General features: G+C 38.7%; 17 protein-coding genes. 8 read left to right on the top strand and 9 right to left on the bottom strand.

Annotation, left to right across the window (positions count from 1 at the left end):
• The coding region (locus tag F960_RS15030; protein WP_004866834.1) for an Ig-like domain-containing protein at window positions 1-5967 on the top strand (5967 nt) is incomplete at its 5' end.
• A gap of 388 nt (window positions 5968-6355) precedes the next feature.
• Here F960_RS15030 and F960_RS15025 read toward each other — a convergent pair.
• Window positions 6356-6946, bottom strand: coding sequence for a helix-turn-helix domain-containing protein (locus F960_RS15025; protein ID WP_004866831.1), 591 nt, complete (start codon window positions 6944-6946; stop codon window positions 6356-6358).
• 468 nt (window positions 6947-7414) lie between these two features.
• Between F960_RS15025 and F960_RS15020 the strand changes: the two genes are divergently transcribed.
• Window positions 7415-8815, top strand: a complete 1401-nt coding sequence (locus tag F960_RS15020; protein ID WP_004866824.1) for a methylenetetrahydrofolate reductase C-terminal domain-containing protein — start codon at window positions 7415-7417, stop codon at window positions 8813-8815.
• Between the two features lie 11 nt (window positions 8816-8826).
• Here F960_RS15020 and F960_RS15015 read toward each other — a convergent pair whose 3' ends face one another.
• The 4 genes from F960_RS15015 to F960_RS15000 all read right to left on the bottom strand — a co-directional run bounded on the left by F960_RS15015 (window position 8827) and on the right by F960_RS15000 (window position 12606).
• The gene (locus F960_RS15015; protein ID WP_004866823.1) at window positions 8827-9492 is read right to left on the bottom strand and encodes an epoxyqueuosine reductase QueH; all 666 of its coding nucleotides are present in this window, start codon (window positions 9490-9492) and stop codon (window positions 8827-8829) included.
• A 147-nt stretch (window positions 9493-9639) separates the two neighbouring features.
• A complete protein-coding gene (locus F960_RS15010) occupies window positions 9640-10146 on the bottom strand; it encodes a winged helix-turn-helix transcriptional regulator (RefSeq protein ID WP_004866819.1) in 507 nt (168 codons plus the stop codon).
• 256 nt (window positions 10147-10402) lie between these two features.
• Window positions 10403-11092, bottom strand: a complete 690-nt coding sequence (locus F960_RS15005) for a pirin family protein (RefSeq protein WP_004866816.1) — start codon at window positions 11090-11092, stop codon at window positions 10403-10405.
• Between the two features lie 239 nt (window positions 11093-11331).
• Window positions 11332-12606, bottom strand: a complete 1275-nt coding sequence (locus F960_RS15000; protein ID WP_004866814.1) for a L,D-transpeptidase family protein — start codon at window positions 12604-12606, stop codon at window positions 11332-11334.
• 207 nt (window positions 12607-12813) lie between these two features.
• Between F960_RS15000 and hemE the strand changes: the two genes are divergently transcribed.
• The 6 genes from hemE to F960_RS14970 all read left to right on the top strand — a co-directional run bounded on the left by hemE (window position 12814) and on the right by F960_RS14970 (window position 18802).
• On the top strand, window positions 12814-13887 hold the full coding sequence (gene hemE / locus F960_RS14995; RefSeq protein WP_004866812.1) for a uroporphyrinogen decarboxylase: 1074 nt from the start codon (window positions 12814-12816) through the stop codon (window positions 13885-13887).
• Window positions 13888-13953: 66 nt separating this feature from the next.
• Window positions 13954-14748, top strand: a complete 795-nt coding sequence (locus F960_RS14990) for a DUF817 family protein (RefSeq protein ID WP_004866809.1) — start codon at window positions 13954-13956, stop codon at window positions 14746-14748.
• A 146-nt stretch (window positions 14749-14894) separates the two neighbouring features.
• The gene (locus F960_RS14985) at window positions 14895-15365 is read left to right on the top strand and encodes a DUF3015 family protein (RefSeq protein ID WP_004866806.1); all 471 of its coding nucleotides are present in this window, start codon (window positions 14895-14897) and stop codon (window positions 15363-15365) included.
• A gap of 210 nt (window positions 15366-15575) precedes the next feature.
• Window positions 15576-17465, top strand: a complete 1890-nt coding sequence (locus F960_RS14980; protein ID WP_004866803.1) for an Lnb N-terminal periplasmic domain-containing protein — start codon at window positions 15576-15578, stop codon at window positions 17463-17465.
• Window positions 17466-17497: 32 nt separating this feature from the next.
• Window positions 17498-17851, top strand: coding sequence for a hypothetical protein (locus F960_RS14975; protein WP_004866800.1), 354 nt, complete (start codon window positions 17498-17500; stop codon window positions 17849-17851).
• Between the two features lie 84 nt (window positions 17852-17935).
• Window positions 17936-18802 (top strand): acyl-CoA thioesterase domain-containing protein, encoded by an 867-nt coding sequence (locus tag F960_RS14970; protein WP_004866798.1) that lies wholly within the window; start codon window positions 17936-17938, stop codon window positions 18800-18802.
• Between the two features lie 47 nt (window positions 18803-18849).
• Here F960_RS14970 and F960_RS14965 read toward each other — a convergent pair whose 3' ends face one another.
• From F960_RS14965 to F960_RS22840, 4 genes are all read right to left on the bottom strand, one after another.
• Window positions 18850-20241, bottom strand: a complete 1392-nt coding sequence (locus F960_RS14965; protein WP_004866796.1) for an NAD-dependent succinate-semialdehyde dehydrogenase — start codon at window positions 20239-20241, stop codon at window positions 18850-18852.
• A gap of 290 nt (window positions 20242-20531) precedes the next feature.
• Window positions 20532-21038 (bottom strand): GNAT family N-acetyltransferase, encoded by a 507-nt coding sequence (locus tag F960_RS14960; RefSeq protein ID WP_004866793.1) that lies wholly within the window; start codon window positions 21036-21038, stop codon window positions 20532-20534.
• Window positions 21039-21122: 84 nt separating this feature from the next.
• A complete protein-coding gene (locus tag F960_RS14955) occupies window positions 21123-21380 on the bottom strand; it encodes a YjhX family toxin (RefSeq protein WP_035374545.1) in 258 nt (85 codons plus the stop codon).
• 98 nt (window positions 21381-21478) lie between these two features.
• Window positions 21479-21717: hypothetical protein (locus tag F960_RS22840; RefSeq protein WP_218916774.1), on the bottom strand; the 239-nt coding region annotated here is incomplete at its 5' end.

The following is a 21717-nucleotide window of genomic DNA, read 5'->3' as shown; positions in this document are numbered from 1 at the left end:
GGGAGTGGAGCAGAAGCCCACGCACTTATTATCTTAAAAGATACAAATGGACAGATCCTTGGCACTACAACAGCAGATGCCACAGGACACTGGCGTGTAGAACCTGACACAGGCAATGCATTAACCGATGGCCTACACAATTTACAAGTGACCCAAACCGATCAGGCGGGTAACGAAAGCCCAGCGGTCAGCTTTGAACTGAATGTAGATGCAACAGCACCGACCCAGTCGACGACGATTACGGGCATCGAAGATGACCAATCCCCAGTCACAGGCAATGTGGCACACCAAGGCTATACCGATGACCGAACACCAACCCTGAAAGGCAGCATCAGTGCAGCACTGGCAGCCAATGAAAAAGTAGTGATCCTCCGTGATGGCGTGGTGATTGGCGAAGCGACAGTGACAGGTACGGACTGGAGTTATACCGATAGCGGATTGTTGGATGGTACACAATACCAATACACTGCACGCGTTGAAGACAGTGCAGGCAACCGAGGCGGTGATTCGAATGGTTATATCATTAACATTGATAGCAGCGTACCGACACAAAGCATCACCATCCAAAGCGTGACAGACAACTTCGGACCAGTCCAAGGCGACCTGAATTCAGGTGCAACCACGGACGATTCAACGCCAACCCTCAACGGGATCATCAGCAGTGCTTTGGCGGCAAATGAAGTGATCGTGATCTACCGTGATGGGGTTAAAGTCGGTCAAGCCAATATCAGTGCAGGAGCAACCAATTGGAGCTACACCGATGGCGGTCTGAGCAATGGTAACCAATACAGCTACACCGCACGGGTAGAAGATGCTTCAGGCTTACAAGGACCAGTCTCAAACGACTTTATTCTCCAGTTTGAAACCAGTGGTTCATTGAACAATGCGACGATCACCGCGATCGAAGACGACCAATTGCCAGTACTGGGTACTGTACAAAACAATGGATATACCAATGACATTAGTCCATTACTCCTTGGACGCTTAGACAGTAGCTTAGCCGCTGGCGAAAAAGTTGCGGTATACCGAGATGGCATAAAGATTGGTGAAGCGATAGTTAATGGTATGGATTGGCAATACCAAGATGATGGCTTAGCACATGGTCATCGCTACAGCTACACGGTTGCAGTTGAAAGTGCAGCAGGCAACCCTGGAGCAGAATCAACCAGCTATGTGATCCATATTGATAGCGAAGCACCAAGTCAAACGATTCAAATCACTGCGATCATCGACAACAAAGACCCTGTGACTGGTGTGATCGCCAATGGTGGTGTGACCAACGACGACACGCCAGAAATCAAAGGGAGCCTCAGCGCGATCTTAGGTGCTGGAGAAACGGTGGTGGTATACCGAAATGGCATCGAAGTGGGCACCGCGACAGTGACGGGCACCAACTGGAGCTTTACCGATGCGAGTTTAGGCAGTGGCGAAAGCTACAGCTATAGCGCAGAAGTACGCGATCTAGCAGGCAACGTATCGGACTTGAGTAATCTCTACAGCATCACGACTAACTTTGATGGTGCATCACAAACAACGCAGATCCTACGAATCGTGGACAATGTTGATCCAGTGACAGGCGTTGTACCAAACAATGGTGCAAGCAATGACACGACACCGACCTTAGAAGGCTCGATCGGTTCAGCACTGAACGCAGGCGATGTGGTGGTGATCAAACGAGATGGTGTGGAAATAGGCACAGCCACAGTCACAGGTACCAGCTGGAGCTTCACCGACCAATTGCTTGCGGATGGTTCCTATACCTATACTGCGGTGGTACGTAACAACGTGGGCGTAGAGGGAGCAGCTTCGGGAGACTATACGATAACTTTAGATACCCAAGCCCCGACAGCCAGCAGTAGCATCATCATCAGCTATACCGATAATGTTGCTCCACAAGAAGGCGAGTTTGCATCAGGTAGCGTGACCAACGACACCTCACCAAGCTTGAACATCATCGTGACAGGCAGTCTAGCGATAGGCGAAGTGGTTGCAGTATATCGAGATGGGGTGAAGATTGGTTATGCGGACTTGATTGGAGGCGACCAATACCAATTTACAGATTCAGCCTTAAAAGATGGCCGTAGCTACGACTACACCACAAGGGTAGAAGATGCAGCAGGTAACTTAGGTGCACAAAGTGATGTGTTTACTTTGACTGTAGATTTGACAGCTCCATCTTCAAATCTTGTGATTGAAATTACTTCTATCACTGATGACACAGGTTATTCAGATTCGGACTTCATTACCAATGATACAAGTTTAACCATTAACGGGACATTGACTGGTACATTAGCAACAGATGAATTTGCTCAGATTAGTATTGATGCTGGCTTAACTTGGACGACTGTAGATGTGATTGCGGGAGTGTGGAGTTACGTTGATGGTCGTACTCTGACAGATGGCACATATACTTATCATGTACGTGTTGTGGATACTGCGGGTAACGTTGGCTCAACGAGTAGTCAAGATGTCATTATTGATATTACTGCACCGACACAGACCGCTGTAATTACAGACTATAGCGATGATGTAGGACAGTTTCAGGGCAATTTTTTGAGTGGAACGAAAACTGATGATCTCACGCCTACATTGAATGGTACTTTGGATCTTGGATTGGGTTATGGTGAACAACTTGCAATTTATCAGGAAAATAATGGCACTGTAACATTCTTAGGATATGCAACAGTGACAGGAACAACATGGCGTTATGACGTCAATTCTAATTTGCAGGATGGCGAAACTTATAACTTCTATGCCCATGTTGTCGATATTGCGGGTAATGTTGGTTCACAAAGCAACAGCTTGGCTTTAACCGTTGATACTACACCTCCTGATGTAACTAACTTAGTGACAACGGCTGAAATTGATGTTGATACCGCCAATGGCGTGCCATTATCGGGCTCTACCAATACGATCACGGCAACCAATAAGGATCTCATCACACGTGACGCATCTCCAGAATTGCTTTCAGGCTCTCTGAGTAGAGAACTTGCAGTGGGTGAAATGTTACAGATTTCACTTGATGGTGGCGTAACTTGGAGAAATGTAACGACATTAACAGGGCAAAAGTATTGGGAGCATACGCTTAACACTGTTTATCAAAATGATACAACCATTACGGTACAGCTAAGAGTCAGTGATGAAGCTGGTAATACAGCACAATTGATTAACCAAGAAAAAACAATCACCATCGATTTGACTTCACCAGAAGGACTAGATCTTGCGCCAATTGTTGATCAACTGACGGATATATCTAAATCCTATACATTTAATAGTGCGGTCTATGGTGCCTTGGAAGCAGGAACGACGATTGCGTTAATTAATGACGTGAACAACAACAGCATGTGGCAAGAAGGCATGGACAAAGTGATTGCTACAGCTGTGGTTGCATCCGATGGTAGTTGGAGCATTACCACGACTTTACCAGCAGGCGCACTAAATCTTGGTTTTATACTTTGGGATGCCGCAGGTAACGTATCTTCTATGAGTAATATTACCAGCGTCGGTGTGGCTTCCAGTGTAACGGGGAGTGAAATTATAGAAGCGACTTGGGGCGGTACAACAGATGCAGAAGGTTATGGATTGAATGCAGCATCTGTAACGATTAGTGCAAATGGTACTTGGTCATTCTTCCAGAGTGTACGAGGAACAACAGGAAGTGATACTGCAAACGCGGGTCGAGTTTATACTCAAAATGGTTCATTGACTGATTATACCTCGGCGTATTTGGCTCAACCGAGCACAAGCAATGGTGGTGACTATAATCTAACCGATTGGGGCTATGGACGATTTGTCAACTCAGCAATGTTTGCTGATATTAACCGAGATGGTTATGTTGATGTTGTATCGCAGATCAGTAGTTATAGTAACTCAGGACGTACGGCTTATTGGTTGCAAAATGCAGATGGAACTTGGACACCTCAAGTCCTTGATCAGGGTACATTAAATCACTTAGGTGGCGCGATTGCTTATGACCGAACTGGTGATGGATATCTGGATTTTGTTTTAGCGGATTCAGAAGCGGACTCTATTTCATTTATTAAAAATAATGGTGGCGTTTTAAGCTATGAAAGTAATGGTAGTAACGGCATGCCTCCATCAGGTGCATTTACCATTAGTAATGGCTTAGGTACAGGTAGTGTGACTGGTAATAAAATGCCGATTGATTTATCTGTGATCCATGAAACAGGTGCAGTCGATCTGGACAACAATGGTACTGTCGATGTTGTTGCCCATGTTGATTATAACGGTACGTTAAACTATGGAAACCTCGGTCGTGGTTTAGGCATTTTATATAACTCGGGTACAGAAGCTGGTTTTACCTACGTTAATCATGCCAACGTCTTTGCAGATGATGGACATCTTGATTATGGGAACTTATCGCAGTCAGTGACATTCGCCGATTTTAATGGTGATGGTTGGCTAGATATGTACCTAAACCGCGGTGCTAAAAATGGGGTTAACTCTGATGAGAGCCGTATTTATCTCAATAATGGCAAAGGTCAATTAAATGCCTCAGATGCAGATGCAATCTGGTTTGGAGACAATCTAAAAGGCGGTACTTCATTTGCTGTGGACTGGAACTTTGATGGTTTAATGGATGTGATCGAAGTTCCTGCACAAATAGGCGGATACATTACTGCAGCATTTGCACCAACCCTTTACCTAAACTCTGGTAATGGAAATTGGGGGCAAAATCCAGTTGCTTTAACACCAACGATTTATGGTGATGTCACTGGAGCGGTTGTCGTCGATTATGACTGGGATGGGTCACTCGATTTAGTTTTGTACCATGCAGGTAGTGATGCTGGAGTTGTAGCAACGGATAACAGTAGTCCGACAACCGTGATTTACAATGCAAATGTCGCAGCGGATGGTACAAGCCTACAAATTCGCATCCTAGATGGAGAGGGAATCAACACATATTATAGTAATACTGTGAAGCTCTATGATTCTAAAGGAAATATGGTCGCTACCCAATTGATTAACCCTCAATCGTCGGGTTCAAGTAACAGTATGGGATTGGTGAGTTTTTATGGATTAAATGCCAATGAAACTTATTCTGTACAGTTACTTCGTATCACCAATGGTGTAAGTGATAACGTTGGTGGTGTAGCGAATCTTGGTGGTTATACCAACTCAACGATCAATACAACATGGAGTGGTTTAACCACAGGCAAAGCGCACGATGCATATGTACTGACAGCAGAATCAAGCACCGCTGTGAATGACAGTGCCAAAAACTCGGTTGGTATTGTAGGTACAGGCTATAACGATCACTTCTTTGGAACGCTTGGAAATGACCATTTCAATGGTGGCGGTGGTTGGATCATCAACAGCGTGGGTGATAAAGAATGGCAAGCGAATGGAGGACTAGATATTCTCGATTACAGCTTATTAGATGCACAAATTTCTGTTGATGTATCAAGTGGTAAGGTAAGCAAGATCGTCAATGGTGTCGTGTATCAAGATACATTTGAGAATATTGAGAAATTTATCGCAGGTAGTGGCGATACTGTATTTACTGGTGGTACAAGTAATGATCATTTTGTTGGTGGTCAAGGCAACGATACCTATAACCTAGGAGGAGTCGGAGGTGGTAGTGATACGATTTACTTCGCATTGCTCAATGCCAATAATGCCACTGGCGGTAATGGTTCAGATGTTGTCAATGGATTCCATGTAGGATCAATTGCGACAGATATCGAAGCAGATATTATTGATTTACATGAAATATTAGATGGATATAAGGGTACACCAAGTTTATACACTGATTCTGACGGTGTTAAATTGGATATCTCATCATCTGATTTACTCAATTTTATCGATGTATCAAGCGATGGAACCAATACGACGATAAGTGTTGATCGTGATGGTACAGGACAGAACTTTACAACGCTTATAACCTTAAACAATGTAGATACTGATTTAATTACTCTATTAATGAATAACCAATTGGTTATCTAAATTCATCCTTAAAGAAATGGCGCGGAAGCGCCATTTTTTGATTACTTTTAGGCAATATAAGATTAAAAATGAAATATCTATATTTTATAAAAAATAGAAAATATAAGCATTAAAATGGTGTTATACCTTAGTGGAATGTACAGATGTTTTTATAATAATTTGATTTATTTATAATATTAACTATCTGGTTTTGGCTTTTTTATATGTGAATTTGTTCATTTTGATTTTTTACAAAGAAATAATGAATTTTTCAGCTGAATGTCGCTGCTGAGTCAAATATGGTCACATAGTATAGATTATCTATCTCAGCCAATAAAAAACATGATTCAGCTAGGAAAAAGGATAGTCCTTTAACCTCTTTATTCCTAACAATTTAATAAATTCCTATTTAGATACGATTAAATTTTTCGGAAGCTTTATTTAAAATACGTTGAATTACAGGTCTTGTCACAGAATATTCCTTAGCGAGTGAATAAACACTATGACCTTTTTTAAATTTTTGTAATACTTCTTCTTTCTCTTCAGAATTTAAAATTTCTGGACGGCCAACTTTTCGAACTGTGGTTTCTTTATGATTGTTTTTCTTATAATTTTTATACTTTCTTTCAAAGTCGATGCTTAACTTTAGAAAATGTATGAAAATTTTCTTGAGGTCACCTTTAATCTCATTCTTTGAATAATCTAAGCAAACCAGTCTAATCTTTTTTTCACTGATGATCCGAAAAAGTTCAAAAATATCGGCAAAACAAGAACCTAAACTATCTAGACCTTTGATAATTAATAGATCATTTTCTTCAATACCATAATTAATTAAGTTAATAATACGATCACGATGAGCAACAGGCGTATCCACTGTTACCTCTTCGAGTAATATTCTATTTTTTTGTACATGATAGCCCTGATCATTAAAAAAATTCAGATATATATTGGGATCTTTCGTATTATGCGGATCAATCCTTAGATAAGCGTAAGTTCTCATGAATATAGACCTCTTTATACATGGAATAGCAGAATTTTAAGTGATATTTTCTAGTTTTTTTAAGTGGAAAATTTATGTTTATAGGAGCTAAAATTAAGCCAAGCATATTATTCCTATAAAATATAAAACTCCCTCCTAAAATAATTTGATAGCACTAGTATAAAAACATGTTTTATTTTTATGGCATCTTTTTATGTACAGCTTTTTGGTAATTTACGAATATACATTCAGCATTTTAATATTTTTTTAAATTGTGATGTATTTATTTCATAAATTTAAATAACTGAAAAAAAATTGATCATAGTTCTTTGAATTAAGCCCCCTAAAGATATTCATGCTGATTGATAAAAATGAGTAGGGCGAAGCTCAGTCAGATGATTCGTCATCTGACTTTTTTCTATATGCTATAATCTAGCTCTATATTTCATTTTTATCTTTGATATTTGTCATCCTATGGATGTTCTCCCTATGTCGCAATTGTCCCAATATCTGGCGCAAAACCAATTTTGCGTACTGGTCGAGTATTTGTCATCTTCCAAAAAAATATTTACTGTTCCAGAACAGTTTGCGGGCTTTCCTGTGTGCATGACTTTGGCAGATCGTGTGCATTCAGATACAGATTTACCACCACTTGATGTCGCTAAGCTCTATCCTAAAGAAGTAGAAAAACTATTACATTTTGCAGGTAAAGGTCGTGACATCGCTGATTTTGAAAATTTTTTAATCCAAGCAAAAAATAATGGTCAACACAATTTGTTATTGCTTACTGGCGACAAATTAAAACAGCATCAATTTGGCGACGCTCAACACCCAAGAACACGTTATCTTGAGTCTGTAAATGCAGTGATGGCTGCGAAAAAGGTGGGTGGATTTCATGTTGGTGTGGCATTTAACCCATTTAAATATGCTGAAGCTGAACAAGATGCACAATATTATAAATTGCGAAAAAAAATTAAAGCAGGTGCAGACTTTATTATTACCCAATTGGGTTATGACATTTCCGCATTAAAACAAGCCAAAGATTTTTTAAATCAACAAGCCTATTCGCCAAAAATATTGGCTTGTGTTATGCCTCTAACCTTGGCTCGTGCCAAATTTATGCTGAAACATCAAGTTGCAGGGATCGTCATTACCCCGCATATGTTGCAAGTGTTGCAACAAGAAAATGATGCAGGTCTGACAGATCGAGTATATTTACGCTGTGCCTTGCAAATCTTATTGTGTAAGCATTTGGGTTATGCAGGGATCCATTTGTCGGCTTGCCATCAACCCGAAGAACAAATCCGTTTGCAAAGCTATATTGAAGAATATCGAGATCTCGATTTTGATGCATGTCTATTACTTTGGAATTCACTTTGGAATGTGACCACAGGGCATGAATTTTTCCCAGAGTTAATCCATTATTCACGCCCAGTCAGCTCAGGTCAGATTTTAAAATATCAGCATTTATCTTTTATGCATGATGCTTTTTTTGACTCGAAAATGGCAAAGGGAATCGGTCGTTTTATTTTTCAGTCAAAAGTTTGGAATAAATCTGTTGCAGCACATGCTTTATTGAAAAGTGAATTTTTGAGTAAACACAGTGTCGTAGGCTGTGAGAGTTGTGGACAATGTCGCTTGGGCGAAACTTTGTATATTTGTCCCGAGACTTGTCCCAAAGGTTTGGCAAATGGTCCCTGTGGCGGGACACATTTAGATCGTTGTGAATTTGGTGATCGAGAATGCATTCATTCTGTCAAAGCTCGGCTTGCCAAAGCAGTTAAGCAAACAGAAATCTTGAAAACCAAACTGATTCCTGCGGTTTCGATTGAAACACGTGGAACCAGTTCTTGGAAAAATTGGTTTATTGATGCAACAGAAGAGGTTTGAGTCGAAACGCTTTAGTTTTCATCATCCATTGCATTGCTATAAAACTTAACTCCAAGTTGGATGCGGTCTCGTCCATTTTTCATACGCCAACGATTGGTATCTCTTAAAGAATAAACACAGCCACAATATTCTTGTTGGTAAAATTCTTCATTTTTACTGATTTCCAGCATACGAACGGCACCGCCATTTTTACGCCAGTTGTAATCCCAGTAGCTTATCCCTTCATAATGAGATGCTGAACGATGCCCACAGTCGTTGATTTGCTGCATATTTTTCCAGCGTGAAATACCCAAGGAGCTACTGATTAAACTAAAACCATGCTCTTTGGCATATAGCGCAGTCCGTTCAAAACGCATATCAAAGCACATGGTACAACGGATGCCTTTTTCGGGTTCATTTTCCATGCCTTTGGCACGAGCAAACCAGTTATCTGTATCGTAATCGCAGTCTATAAATGGAATGTTATGTTTTTCAGCAAAGCGAATATTTTCCTCTTTGCGGATCAAATATTCTTTGACTGGGTGAATATTTGGATTGTAAAAGAAAATAGAAAAGTCGATTCCTGACTCAATCAGTGTCTCCATGACTTCGCCTGAGCATGGTGCACAGCAAGAGTGGAGGAGTAGTTTGTCATGACCTTTAGGTAAGGTAAGTTTTTGACGTTCAAGTTTAGACATGGCTGATTTGGTCAAAAAGTTAAACGTCTTATTTTAATAATAAAGATATGAAAGGCGAATGAAAGATACTCAGCTTATGATGATTGAGATTCATGTTTGAAAGCTATTTTAAAAATATGATGACATTTCAAAAATAAAGCAATTCAACTAAGCCTGTTTTAGCTCAGATTGTTTTTGTTCGCTATTTTCAAGACCTTGAGCGAGCCTAAAACCTTGTCCCATTTTAACGGTGACTTGTTTCGGGTTTAATGGAAGCTTACATGCTGAACATACCATGACTGCTTCAAAGCGATGTCCACAACTTTGATGAATAAAATCTAAAGGCGCACCTAAACCTTGATCCATATACTGATCGCCCCATTTGACCAAACTCAAGAGTACAGGGTACAAATCCAGACCTTTAGGCGTAAGGCGATATTCAAAACGTTTTTGGCTTTCGGTATAAGGTGCTTTATATAGGATTTGTTCTTCAACCAACGTATTTAAACGGTCAGTGAGAACATGTCGAGTAATCCCTAAGTTTTTTTGAAAATCTTCAAATCGACGTATACCCAAAAAGGCATTACGAATAATCATGATCGACCAAGTATCACCAATGACCGAGAGGGTACGGGCGATTGAACAGGGTTGATTGCCGATATCAGATATTTTCATAAAAAGAACAAAACCTTAAAATATTGCAAATGTAGATTTAAATGATCACTTCATCCAAATATTAATGTAAATTCAAAGTCTTGTATAGCGACCATGCTAAATGATTTTTTATTATCTGAATCAATGGATTATCTATTTTTATGCTAAAGATCATTTTACCATGAAGGATGATCTATCCATGATATTGTAGAGAAATGACTAGAATATTCAGGCATAAAAAACCCCTGTATAGTACAGGGGTAATCTATATTTAGTCTTATTTATCTAAATCAAACCAGATAAATTGACTGTCTTCTAAAGCTTTGACAGTAGTTACATCATCAAATAACAATGCATCACCCGCTTCGATGGCGATATCACCAATCTGAATTTTTCCGCTAATCAAATGCACATAGTTAAATTTCTGTGTCGCTTTGATCGGCAATTCATGATCTTTTTGCAAGAATGCAGCTTTTACTTCGGCATTTTGACGAATATGCATTGGTGCATTTTCATTTGGGCCGACGATCAGTTGCCATTCATTCGGTGTATCTTTTGGATCGCGTTTGATTTGCTGATAGGCAGGTTCAGCATTTTGCACATTCGGTTGAATCCAAATTTGCAACATGTGTACTGGATTGTCACCGTTGTTGTATTCACTGTGCTGTACACCTGTACCTGCACTCATCAATTGCCATTCACCAGCAGGGATATGTTGTTCATTACCCATGCTGTCTTTATGGGAAATGGTTCCATCAAGTACACAAGTTAAAATTTCCATGTTGTCATGGGGATGTGTACCGAAACCATTATGAGCAGCAATAGTATCGTCATTGATGACACGTAAAGGACCTACGCCCATGTATTTAGGGTTATACCAGCTACCAAATGAAAAACTATGTTTGGTATCTAACCAACCCATTTTTACATGACCACGTTCAGTACTGCGATGTAGATAAGCATTCATTTTGAACCTCGTTATTTTTGTCTATGTGGCTATATTACGCATCTATTAATGGTGGCGAAATACTGAAAATGCAATGTGTTGTTCTATATATGCAACGAATATGTGATATATTTCATACTTTATTGTAATAAGTGCGATACGCAAAAAATGCTTAAGTCTTAGAAAAATGAGGAAAATAAAAAGGCGCTTGATTAAGCACCTTTTTATTGAATTATCATTTATCTAAAAAGATCACATGATTATTCTAAGAATTTAACAGTCACACCAGCTTTCACTTTTTTACCCAAATCATTTGCATCCCAGTTCGTCAAACGGATACAACCGTGTGAAGCTGTTTTAGAAATGGTAGATGGGTTTGGTGTACCGTGAATACCGAATGATTTTTTACTTAAACCAATCCAGATATTACCTACAGGACCGTTTGGACCTGGTGGTAAAGACAATGGTTTACGGTTATTCCCTTGCAAGAAGTTGCTCGGTGAGTAGCTATACCATGGATTTTTCGCAACACCAGTCACTTTATAAGTACCAGTTGGTGATGGTGTATCGCTACTACCAATTGTCGCAGGGAATGAAGCGATCATTTGATTTTGGTTGTTGAATAAATACAACTGTTTTGCACCTTTATGGGCAATAATCAAATGGATATCTTGTGGTAATTCATTGCGGATATTGGTCACAATGATTTTTTCACCCGCTTTGCTGAAAGATGCTTTTGGATTGATTTTCTTCAAGAAAGCTTCATCCATGTGGAACTTTTCACCCAACATTTCAGTTACGCGAGTGTAGTAAAGCCCCGGCATTTTTGCCTGTAAAGCATAGTCATGCGGAATAGATTTGGCATAAGGACCTTTGATGTCTGCATCTGTCAAAGTATATTCTACAAAAGCAGGTTTATTCCCTTGAGATGAAATCAATGCATCCCAAGTTTCTTTAGTCAAAGTACCTGTAGGCTTCAAACCATTCATTTGTTGGAAAGAAGAAAGCGCTTTTAAGGTATTCATCCCGCTAGAGCCATCAATTGCGCCCGGTGAAGCATGTGTGTTGTTTAACATCACTTGAACACGTGCATATACAGGGAATTGACCTTTACCGATATTGTCGAACCAGCCAGCGTTGTTCATACCATCTAAAGTCCACGAAGCTTTGGCTGCTGGAGAGCTAGAAGTCGTAGTGCTTGTCGTAGTTGAACCAGCTGTAGTTGGCGTAGTCTTAGGAGTTGACTTCTGAGTTGCTGGAGAAGAAGACGGTGCAATTGCAATATCTGCTGTTTTATCTTCAGCTTTATCAAGATTTTGTAATGTATTTGAAGCTTGATTTAGATCACGTTGTTCTTGAGGTGAAATTTGAACATCGGAAGATGAAGAATCGACAGCAAGAGGATCGATCGGATCTTGAACTGGTGCAGAAGCAACTTTCTTAGCTGTTTGTTGTTGACCAGTTGTCGGCGCTGCGAAAGCAGAACCAGCAAAAATGCAGCTTAAACTCAAAGCGAGTATTGAGCGAACGAACATGTATTTCAACCTTAAGAATTATTCATATAGATTGTCAAAAAACCACTGCAAGTATTACAGAAAAAAAACATGAATGCAGTATTTCTTTTGTTTAATTATAAAAAAATCACGCGTAAGTAAATTTCTTATTTAATGGATAAGAAATTACTAATTTTATAAGCAATTTGTTATGATGAGCAAGATTTTTATATAAAGAATGGGAAAGTAATGACGACCTTAAAAAATGATCGTTTTCTGCGTGCTTTGCTAAGAGAACCTGTAGATACAACACCAGTTTGGATGATGCGTCAGGCAGGTCGCTACCTCCCAGAATATCGAGAAACTCGTGCTAAAGCAGGAGATTTCCTGTCATTATGTAAAAATACCGAATTTGCTTGTGAAGTGACTTTGCAGCCTCTGCGTCGTTATGATTTAGACGCGGCTATTTTATTTTCTGACATTTTAACTGTGCCTGATGCATTGGGTTTGGGCTTGTATTTTGAGGCTGGTGAAGGTCCAAAATTTCACAAAACCATTCGTACTGAACAAGATGTAGCAAAGCTACCAAAATTCAATGCCAAGTCTGATCTTGATTATGTCATGAATGCGGTGTCTACGATTCGTTCAGCTTTAAATGGTCAAGTGCCTTTGATCGGTTTTTCTGGCAGTCCGTGGACTTTGGCGACTTATATGGTTGAGGGTGGTTCGAGCAAAGATTTTCGCCATACCAAGCAAATGCTATATGCAACACCAGAAGTTTTACATGCCTTACTTGATCAATTGGCGGATTGCGTAACTGAATATTTAAATGCGCAAATTGATGCAGGTGCGCAAGCGATTCAAATTTTTGATAGTTGGGGTGGGGCTTTGGCACACCGTGAATATCTTGAATTTTCACTTAAATATATGCAAAAAATTGTGTCAGGTTTACAACGCGAAAAAGATGGTCGCAAAATTCCAGTGATCTTATTTACCAAAGGTGGCGGTCAATGGCTTGAGCCAATGATTGCAACAGGTGCTGATGCTTTTGGTTTGGACTGGACGACACCATTGAATGTTGCACGTAAAACTGTAGCAGGACGTGCCGCATTACAAGGTAACCTTGATCCTGCAACACTTTATGGTTCAGCAGCCAGCATTGAAAAATCAGTAAAATTGATGCTTGATGATGCGTATGCCAATGCAGAGAAAACAGGCTATATCGCCAATCTTGGACATGGGATAACGCAATGGGTTGATCCTGCAAATCCAAAAATCTTTATTGATACTGTGCATGAATATAGCGCTCGATATTTAGGCTAAAATTCATTTGAATATTGAAAAATATCCAAGACATATTTCGGCATTTGCGATTCAAACTGAATTTTCATGATCTATATTCAAACATTATTTGAATTTCTCTATAAGGCGGCATCTGCTGCCTTATTTGGGATTTTATTGCTTATTGCCTTTGTTTTGACTGCACAGATGGGGAGCCATGAGTTTTATGGTTTCTTTCGTTATGACTATCTGTTGTTTTATGCCTTGATCATTCAAGCGTGTATGCTTTATCTCAAGCTGGAGTCATTTGCTGAGGCAAAAGTCATCGCTTTATTTCATATCATGGCGATGATTATGGAAATCTTTCTGACCAGTCCGCAGATCGCATCATGGGTTTATCCTCAGCCTGCGGTATTTAAAATTTTGACCGTACCGTTGTTTGCAGGATTTATGTACTCTGCTGTGGGAAGTTTCTTTGCACGTTCACTTCGGCTGTACCAAGTTTCATTTAGTCGTTTGCCTTCATTTATCAATATGTTGTTGCTCGCACTCTGCTCATATATCAATTTTATGAGTAAATTTTTTGTGCCAGATGTACGGATGCTTTTGTTTATTTGGAGTATTTGTATATTTTGGAAAACAAAAATCAGCTTTAAATTGCAGCAAAAAACCTTTCAATTTCCGATCTTGCCGATTTTATTGCTTTTGGCTTTTATTATTTGGATCGCTGAAAATATCAGTACTTTTTACAAGATTTGGGTTTATCCAAGCCAAGAAGATGCATGGCATATGGTCGGCTGGGGAAAGCTAGGTTCTTGGTATTTGCTACTGTTGTTAAGCCTTGTTTTAGTGATGAAAATATTGGGAAATCGTGATGAAAATGGACAATGGCGACTAAAGTAGTGCAATAAAAATACAAAAATTGCTTAAATTTCGACAAATGTTGTTTGAGAATATTAAAAATTATGTTACATCTTAGCGTGTGTAATCTAAGAACATTACACAAAATGGAATATAACTACATTCTTATAATATTTGGAGTTTTTTGTATGTTAAAAAAAATCGCACTTGCTGCTATTTTAGCTGCTGGATCAAGCTATGCAATGGCTGATAAAGATGTTGGTTGTGGTGTTGGTTCTCAAGTCTGGGCTGGAAAATCAGGTGTATTACCTAAAATTCTAGCGGGTACAACAAACGGTATTTTTACTAACCAATTATTAGGTATTACTTTTGGTACATTAGGTTGTAGCCAAGGTGGAACAGTTACAGCTCAAGTTGTTCAATTTACAAATGAAAATTCTGAAAACTTAGCGCGTGATATGGCTGTTGGTCAAGGTGAAAGCTTAAACGTACTGGCTTCTTTGATGAATATCAAAGCAACAGATAAAGCACATTTCTTTGCTGTAACTAAGCAAAATTTCTCTACGATTTATTCTGCTGAAAACCAAAATTCTCTACAAGTTCTTTCTTCTTTACAAGCTGTGATGGCTAAAGATGACGTACTAAAATCTTATGTATAAGACCAATTTAGGCAGATCATGATATCTGCTTGAATATTCAATCATCTCTGACTTTTTAATAGTATTAAAGAAAAAGGGATGATTGAAATCATTTTAATCTCTGTACGATAAATTTTAATTTCAATAATTTTCAACGATCATAATGAGTTGTATATATTTGAATTGAATAAAACTTCCAGTGATGACAACATTTCTTTATTGATGAATTAAATGAAATATACTGCGTTAAAATTAGCTTTATTGGTTTCTTTTATATCTGGTCAAGCATTTGCGACCGATGATATTTCACAAAAATATAGCGACATAGCTGCACAAAAAAAACTAGAAAATGATAAAACTTGGCAACGTCTTTTATATATAGATTCTGGAAAAAAACACAGCGATGTAAATTATTCGGGCTACTTTTACGCGGCTAATGGGCAAAAAGATGCCAAAGCCGAATTGCAAGCCGATATCCAAGCTTTATTTCAAACAGCTGAACCAGATCAGTCAATACGTTGTAAATTTCCTGCACGCAGTCAGTGGTTAATCCAACAATTAAATATTGCCAGTAGCGAATTGCCTAAAGTTGCATGTCCTGCATTTGATGAGTGGTTTGGGCAAATTAAGCCTTATAAAGCCACTTTGATTTATGCCACGGATTTTATGGGTAATCCAAGCTCTATGTTTGGTCATACCCTGTTGCGTTTAGATCCAAAAGATCAAGCTGAACTTAATTTGGTGTCTTATGCAGTCAACTACGCAGCAACAGTCAATGAAAATGACAACTGGTCCTATGCTTGGAAAGGCTTAACAGGGCAGTATCCTGGTGAATATTCATTGATGCCTTATTATCGTAAAGTAAAAGAATATGGCGATTTTGAAAGCCGAGATTTATGGGAATATGAACTTAATCTTTCACCTGAAGAAACAGCATTTGTTGTGAAGCATATTTGGGAAATGCAACATGTCAGTTTCCCGTATTATTTTGTGAGTGATAACTGTGCATATCGTTTATTGGGCTTAATGGATTTGGTTCGCCCAAATGCAAATTTGGCAGAACAATTTAAATATGCTTCTATCCCGATGCAGACGATTAAGTCGATTAAAAAGCAAGGCTTGATTAAAGAAACAGTCTATCGTCCTGCACTAGAAACTCAGCTTTTGTCCCAAGCCAAACAACACGGCAATCATTTGGCATCTGCCGCACATCGACTTGCAGATGCTGAGCCAGAGCAAATGCCTGATTTATTGAAAAATTATTCTGTGATAGATCAGTCGAAAATTTTGGAAATGGCTTATGATGATCTGTATTTGCAGTTTGTGGCACGCCGTGTCGATGAAAAATTTGCTCAACCACGCTTTAGAAATTTATTAGGATTGCGCAGTCAAATCGACGAGCCTAAACAACGCCAAGAACCGAAGCAACCCAAACTCGATCCAACCCAAAGTCATGATGCAAGAAATTGGTCTATCGATGTTGGTCATGTTCAGGGCGATGATTATCTACAGATTGGGAGTCGTCAGGCTTATCACGATCTGATTGATCCGCAAGGCGGTTATCGTACGGGAACGCAATTGCTGTTTTTAGATGGTGCGATCCAAGTACGTGATGATCGGGTCAAAGTAGAACATCTAGATTTATTAACTGTAAATTCTTTGAATCCAGTAACACCGTTTAAAACACCCATCACATGGGGTTTTAATTTTGCTTGGCAGCAAGAGGCTTTGAAAAATGGGCGCTTTAGTTCAGATGAGCAACATGGCGTTGTTAGTTTAAAAGCTCAATCTGGCTATACTTTTGCTGACCATGAACGTAAAAATTTATGTTATATCGAGGCGCAAACTTATCTTCAAGCAGGCAATGCATTAGACAAAGGATGGCGTGTCGGGGCTGGACCAACTGTGGGTTGTCAAAATATATGGACAGATAAAATTAATAGTCTTGTGCAAGTCGAAATGCCATATTGGCAAGATGCAAGTGCTTGGCAAATTCGTTTAGATACTCAGTTGCAATATATTCTAAATCAACAAAATACCTTGCGTCTAAAATGGCAATATCAGGAGCAAAAAGGGACAGATTGGACCAATACCAGCTTGGGCTATGTGCATTATTTTTAAAGGCAAAAATAGAAAATGAATAGGCTTTGAGTTTGAATATTTTAAAAAAATATTGGAAATTAATCCTCACCATCTATTTGTGTCTGATTGCTGCTGCGCTTTTTAGAGAGGCTTTTGGCGAGGGCTTTTTCAGCAGCATTTTCAATTCTATCGCCTTAGCTTTGCTCGTTTGGAAAATTCAACGCCCAATATTTTTTTGGATGATAGATCAACTTGCGCAATTTCATTTAAAGCACAATAAAGAAAATATAGATAAATTTCCTGTGAAGCTTGTTATTCAATATAAAGCGACTTTAAAACTTTATATCAGTCGTTTTTTATGTCTGGCTTTGATCATCACCATTTCTGCATTGATGTGGAATGAATGCTTAAGTCATTATTTTTGATTGGATGTTAAAGCAGAATGGCTTATATATTTTCAGAGATTATTTAACAGTACAATGCCAAGCATTCGATAGGAGGTCGAAAATATGCAAAGTGATACCACACAAAAATTGATTGAATTGTTTGAATTAGAACAAATTGATCAAAATTTTTTTAGAGCAAACTGTTTGCAAATGGGTGGAACGCATATTTTTGGTGGACAATTGTTGGCTCAAGCCCTTGTTGCAGCGGCAAAAACAACCCAACACCGTGAAGCACATTCACTGCATGGATATTTTATTAAAAGTGGTAATAGCCATTTTCCGATTTTGTATGAAGTGATGATTCTTCGTGATGGGCAGAGTTTTGCAACACGACAAGTCTATGCCTATCAAGATGGTGAAATCTTATTTTATGCGATGGTGTCTTTTGCCAAAACGGAGCAGGGGCTTGAGTATCAAAAAGACCATCCCGAATATCCAGCACCTGAAACTTTAGCCACTGAACAGCAATACAAATTGGACAATGCATTTTGTATCCCTGAACATTATCGGGATATTTATATGCGAAATTTTAATATTGATGTTCGACCTACAGAATTTGTGATACCTGCACATGGTGATGCTTTAGCACCAAAATATGCCGAATATTTAAAAACTTATCAGACGATAGAAGGTAAGCAAGATCAAAATATAATGCATCAAGCTATTGCAGCATATTATTCGGATTACAATTTATTAAGTGTTTCATTTCGCCCGCATGGGATCAATTATTTAGAAAAAAGTGTGCGTACACTGAGTTTGGATCATACCATTTATTTTCATCGACCATTTCGTGTAGATCAATGGGTTTTATACGAAACAAATACCACGCTTTCTGCACAAACGCGTGCGATGAACTATGGGCAAATGTGGCAAGACGGTCATTTGGTTTGTAGTACAACCCAAGAAAGTTTGATTCGAAAGCGTAGTTAAGATAGAAGGTAAAAATACCTTCTATTTAAGCCTGACAAATGAATAATTTAAAATGCTGCATCGATATCAACGACATCAACAAGTTTGATATTTACAAACTCTTTAAGCCCTAAACCTAATAATTCACGACCATAACCAGAACGTTTGATGCCACCAAAAGGTAAGTCCGCTTTAACCATCGTTGGATGGTTGACAAAAACCATGCCTGTTTGGATTTGCATTGCGACTTCTTTAGCATGTTTAACATCACGACCAAACACTGAACCACCTAAGCCATAGTTAGAGTCATTGGCGATACGAACCGCATCTGCTTCGTTTTCAGCTTTAAAGAGCATGGATACAGGACCAAAAAACTCTTCATAATAAGCAGGATTTGAAGCATCAATATCTGTCAAAATGGTTGGTTGAACAAATGCGCCTTGGCTTGGAACAGGAGCACCAACTTCAATCGCTGTCGCACCATGAGCGATCGCATTATCGATCTGCTTACGCACATCATCTGCCGCTTTTTGTGATGATAATGGCGCAAGTTGTGTAGCAGGATCCATTGGATCGCCTGCTTTAAGCAACTCCACTTGTGCAATATATTTTGCTAAAAATTCATCATAAATGCTGGCATCAATGATCATTCTTTTCGATGAAACACAGACTTGTCCTGCATTCCAATGACGTCCAAATACAGCCCAATTTACTGTTTTATCTAAATCTGCATCAGCCAATACGATAAAAGCATCTGCACCACCCAGTTCGAGGGTTGATTTTTTCATGTATTTTCCTGCAAGAGCAGCAATGGCTGATCCAGCACCTTCTGAACCTGTTAATGCTACGCCGTACACGCGTGGATCTTTGAGCACAGTTTCTACTTTATCATGTGATAAAAATAAATTGATAAATGCACCATTTGGAAGTCCTGCTTCAAGCATTAATTTTTCAAAAACTTGCGCACATTGTGGAACATTTGAAGCATGTTTCAAAAGGATGGTATTACCTGCAGAAAGTTGAGGAGCAATGATTCGAGCGATTTGATAGTAAGGGAAATTCCACGGTTCTACTGCCAAAAGTACTCCTAAAGGTTCATGTACTAATACCGCATTTCCAGTGGCAGGATCGGCAACTTGTAATGGTTCATCTTGTAAAAGTTTTTCTGCATATTTCACATAATATTCAAAAATCTGAGCAGAGAGCTCAACCTCAGCTTTTGCTTCAGCAAATATTTTCCCCATTTCCAGAGTTAAAAATTTCGCATAATAATCTACATTACTTCGCAATAAGTCAGCGGCTCTTTGTAATATTTCGCGGCGAGTTTGAAAAGAACTGAGTTTCCATTCCTGAAAGGTTTGATCTGCTTGGGTGATCGCTTGAGAAATTTCTTCGTCTGTCGCATTGGCAAAAGTTGCGAGTAACTCACCTGTATATGGATTTACGGTTGAATAAGGCATGAAGAGATATCCTTGATAATGCTATTTTTAGCGAGGAGGAAATTCCAAATACATATTATTTTATAAATTATGATGAAAATCATGTAATTGGGTTGTTAAAGTGGACATTTAAAATTAAGTCCAAAAGCCTATTTGGCAAGTTTTAAAACTATAACGTTGTTGTTAGAGAAGCAATGTGTTTTTGAATTGGTAGGATTTAAGTAGGTCTGGAAATAAATGGTTGCTGCAAAATCAAGGTGGCAGGTGGGTGTCATTGCACACCTTAATTTTGCTTGTATTTGATCGGTGATTTAGGATGTTGCTAAAAATGCAGGATCAAATTGTACGGTTGCTTTTGGAATAACCTCATTAAAGGCAAGCACTTGAAAGTATTCGGCTGGAAGGTCTGGATAAATTAAATCACTGCTTGGTTTAAAGCCAAACCTTTGATAATAATTTGGATCTCCAACCAGTACACAGCCTTTTGCTTGCATTTTTTTCAATTGTTCAATAGCTGCAAAAACCAGCTTTGTACCAATTTTCATATTCTGCTTTTCAGGTAACACCGAAAGTGGTCCACCTGCATACCAGCCAAGCTCATCATTGGATAATTGCACAGGTGAAACTGCGATATGACCAACCAGTTGATCATCTTCGAGTGCTACCAAAGAAATACTCAATTTGCCCGTATCACGGAGTGCATTTACGATAAATTGTTCAGTATGACTTGAATAGCTCATCGTAGAAAATGCACGTTCAGTGAGTGCAAAGATTGCTTCAATGTCAGAATTTTGCTCATTTCGAATCACTATATTCATAGATTTTTCTCGTTCTTAATAACTGAAGTTATATGGTTGAAATTCGATTTAAAATAAAAAGTTAATCATATAAATATAAAGAGCTTAACGATTGTCTAGCTGTGGGCGTACAGCTTTTAAACCGACCTTGGTGATAAAATAAGGTTGGCTATGTTGAGAGCGAATCAATCGTTTATTTTTTAATTTTCTAAAAATATCTAGAGTGCAGTCGGAAAGTACAAAGCCTTCTCGTGTATAGCACTCTACAAATATAACCGTACCTGAAGGATCACGTTTAAAGGCAATATGCCCACCTTTGGCGAGGACGTGTAGGGTACGTTGTTCGAGTTTTGAAATATTCAATGTTGGAAACCAGTATTTTGATGTAAAACATACAGGCGTCAAAAAGCCTGCCTAAATTGTTCGACATTGATAATCAGCTCAGTATTTGAGTGTGATTATCAGACTAATACCAGCTCCAATAACATCCAAACCTCGAAAGGGGAAAAGTGATCAAATTTTAGCTTAGCAAAATAATGCTGATGTAGCAAATTTATATCTAGATAAGGATTTGAATTATATAAATTAATTATAAATAAAAATGGGCTATTTGCAATATAAGGTGGAATTTTAATTAATTCTGCCTTTTTATTTCTATCATTATTTGGCGGATTCAAGCGGCAAGTGCAACAGTATAAAA

It is taken from the genome of Acinetobacter gerneri DSM 14967 = CIP 107464 = MTCC 9824 (assembly GCF_000368565.1).
Lineage (GTDB): Bacteria > Pseudomonadota > Gammaproteobacteria > Pseudomonadales > Moraxellaceae > Acinetobacter > Acinetobacter gerneri.
The sequence above is the reverse complement of the archived record's forward strand: the minus strand, read 5'-3'. Positions and strand labels throughout refer to the sequence as shown.

Excerpts from the sequence above, each read along its gene's own strand:
- F960_RS15015 (WP_004866823.1), bottom strand. The coding sequence starts at position 9,492 with ATGTCTAAACTTGAACGTCAAAAACTTACCTTACCTAAAGGTCATGAC.
- F960_RS15005 (WP_004866816.1), bottom strand. The coding sequence starts at position 11,092 with ATGAATGCTTATCTACATCGCAGTACTGAACGTGGTCATGTAAAAATG.
- F960_RS15020 (WP_004866824.1), top strand. The coding sequence starts at position 7,415 with ATGTCGCAATTGTCCCAATATCTGGCGCAAAACCAATTTTGCGTACTG.
- F960_RS15000 (WP_004866814.1), bottom strand. The coding sequence starts at position 12,606 with ATGTTCGTTCGCTCAATACTCGCTTTGAGTTTAAGCTGCATTTTTGCT.
- F960_RS14960 (WP_004866793.1), bottom strand. The coding sequence starts at position 21,038 with ATGAATATAGTGATTCGAAATGAGCAAAATTCTGACATTGAAGCAATC.
- hemE (WP_004866812.1), top strand. The coding sequence starts at position 12,814 with ATGACGACCTTAAAAAATGATCGTTTTCTGCGTGCTTTGCTAAGAGAA.
- F960_RS15025 (WP_004866831.1), bottom strand. The coding sequence starts at position 6,946 with ATGAGAACTTACGCTTATCTAAGGATTGATCCGCATAATACGAAAGAT.
- F960_RS14985 (WP_004866806.1), top strand. The coding sequence starts at position 14,895 with ATGTTAAAAAAAATCGCACTTGCTGCTATTTTAGCTGCTGGATCAAGC.
- F960_RS14970 (WP_004866798.1), top strand. The coding sequence starts at position 17,936 with ATGCAAAGTGATACCACACAAAAATTGATTGAATTGTTTGAATTAGAA.
- F960_RS14990 (WP_004866809.1), top strand. The coding sequence starts at position 13,954 with ATGATCTATATTCAAACATTATTTGAATTTCTCTATAAGGCGGCATCT.
- F960_RS14980 (WP_004866803.1), top strand. The coding sequence starts at position 15,576 with ATGAAATATACTGCGTTAAAATTAGCTTTATTGGTTTCTTTTATATCT.
- F960_RS15010 (WP_004866819.1), bottom strand. The coding sequence starts at position 10,146 with ATGAAAATATCTGATATCGGCAATCAACCCTGTTCAATCGCCCGTACC.
- F960_RS14965 (WP_004866796.1), bottom strand. The coding sequence starts at position 20,241 with ATGCCTTATTCAACCGTAAATCCATATACAGGTGAGTTACTCGCAACT.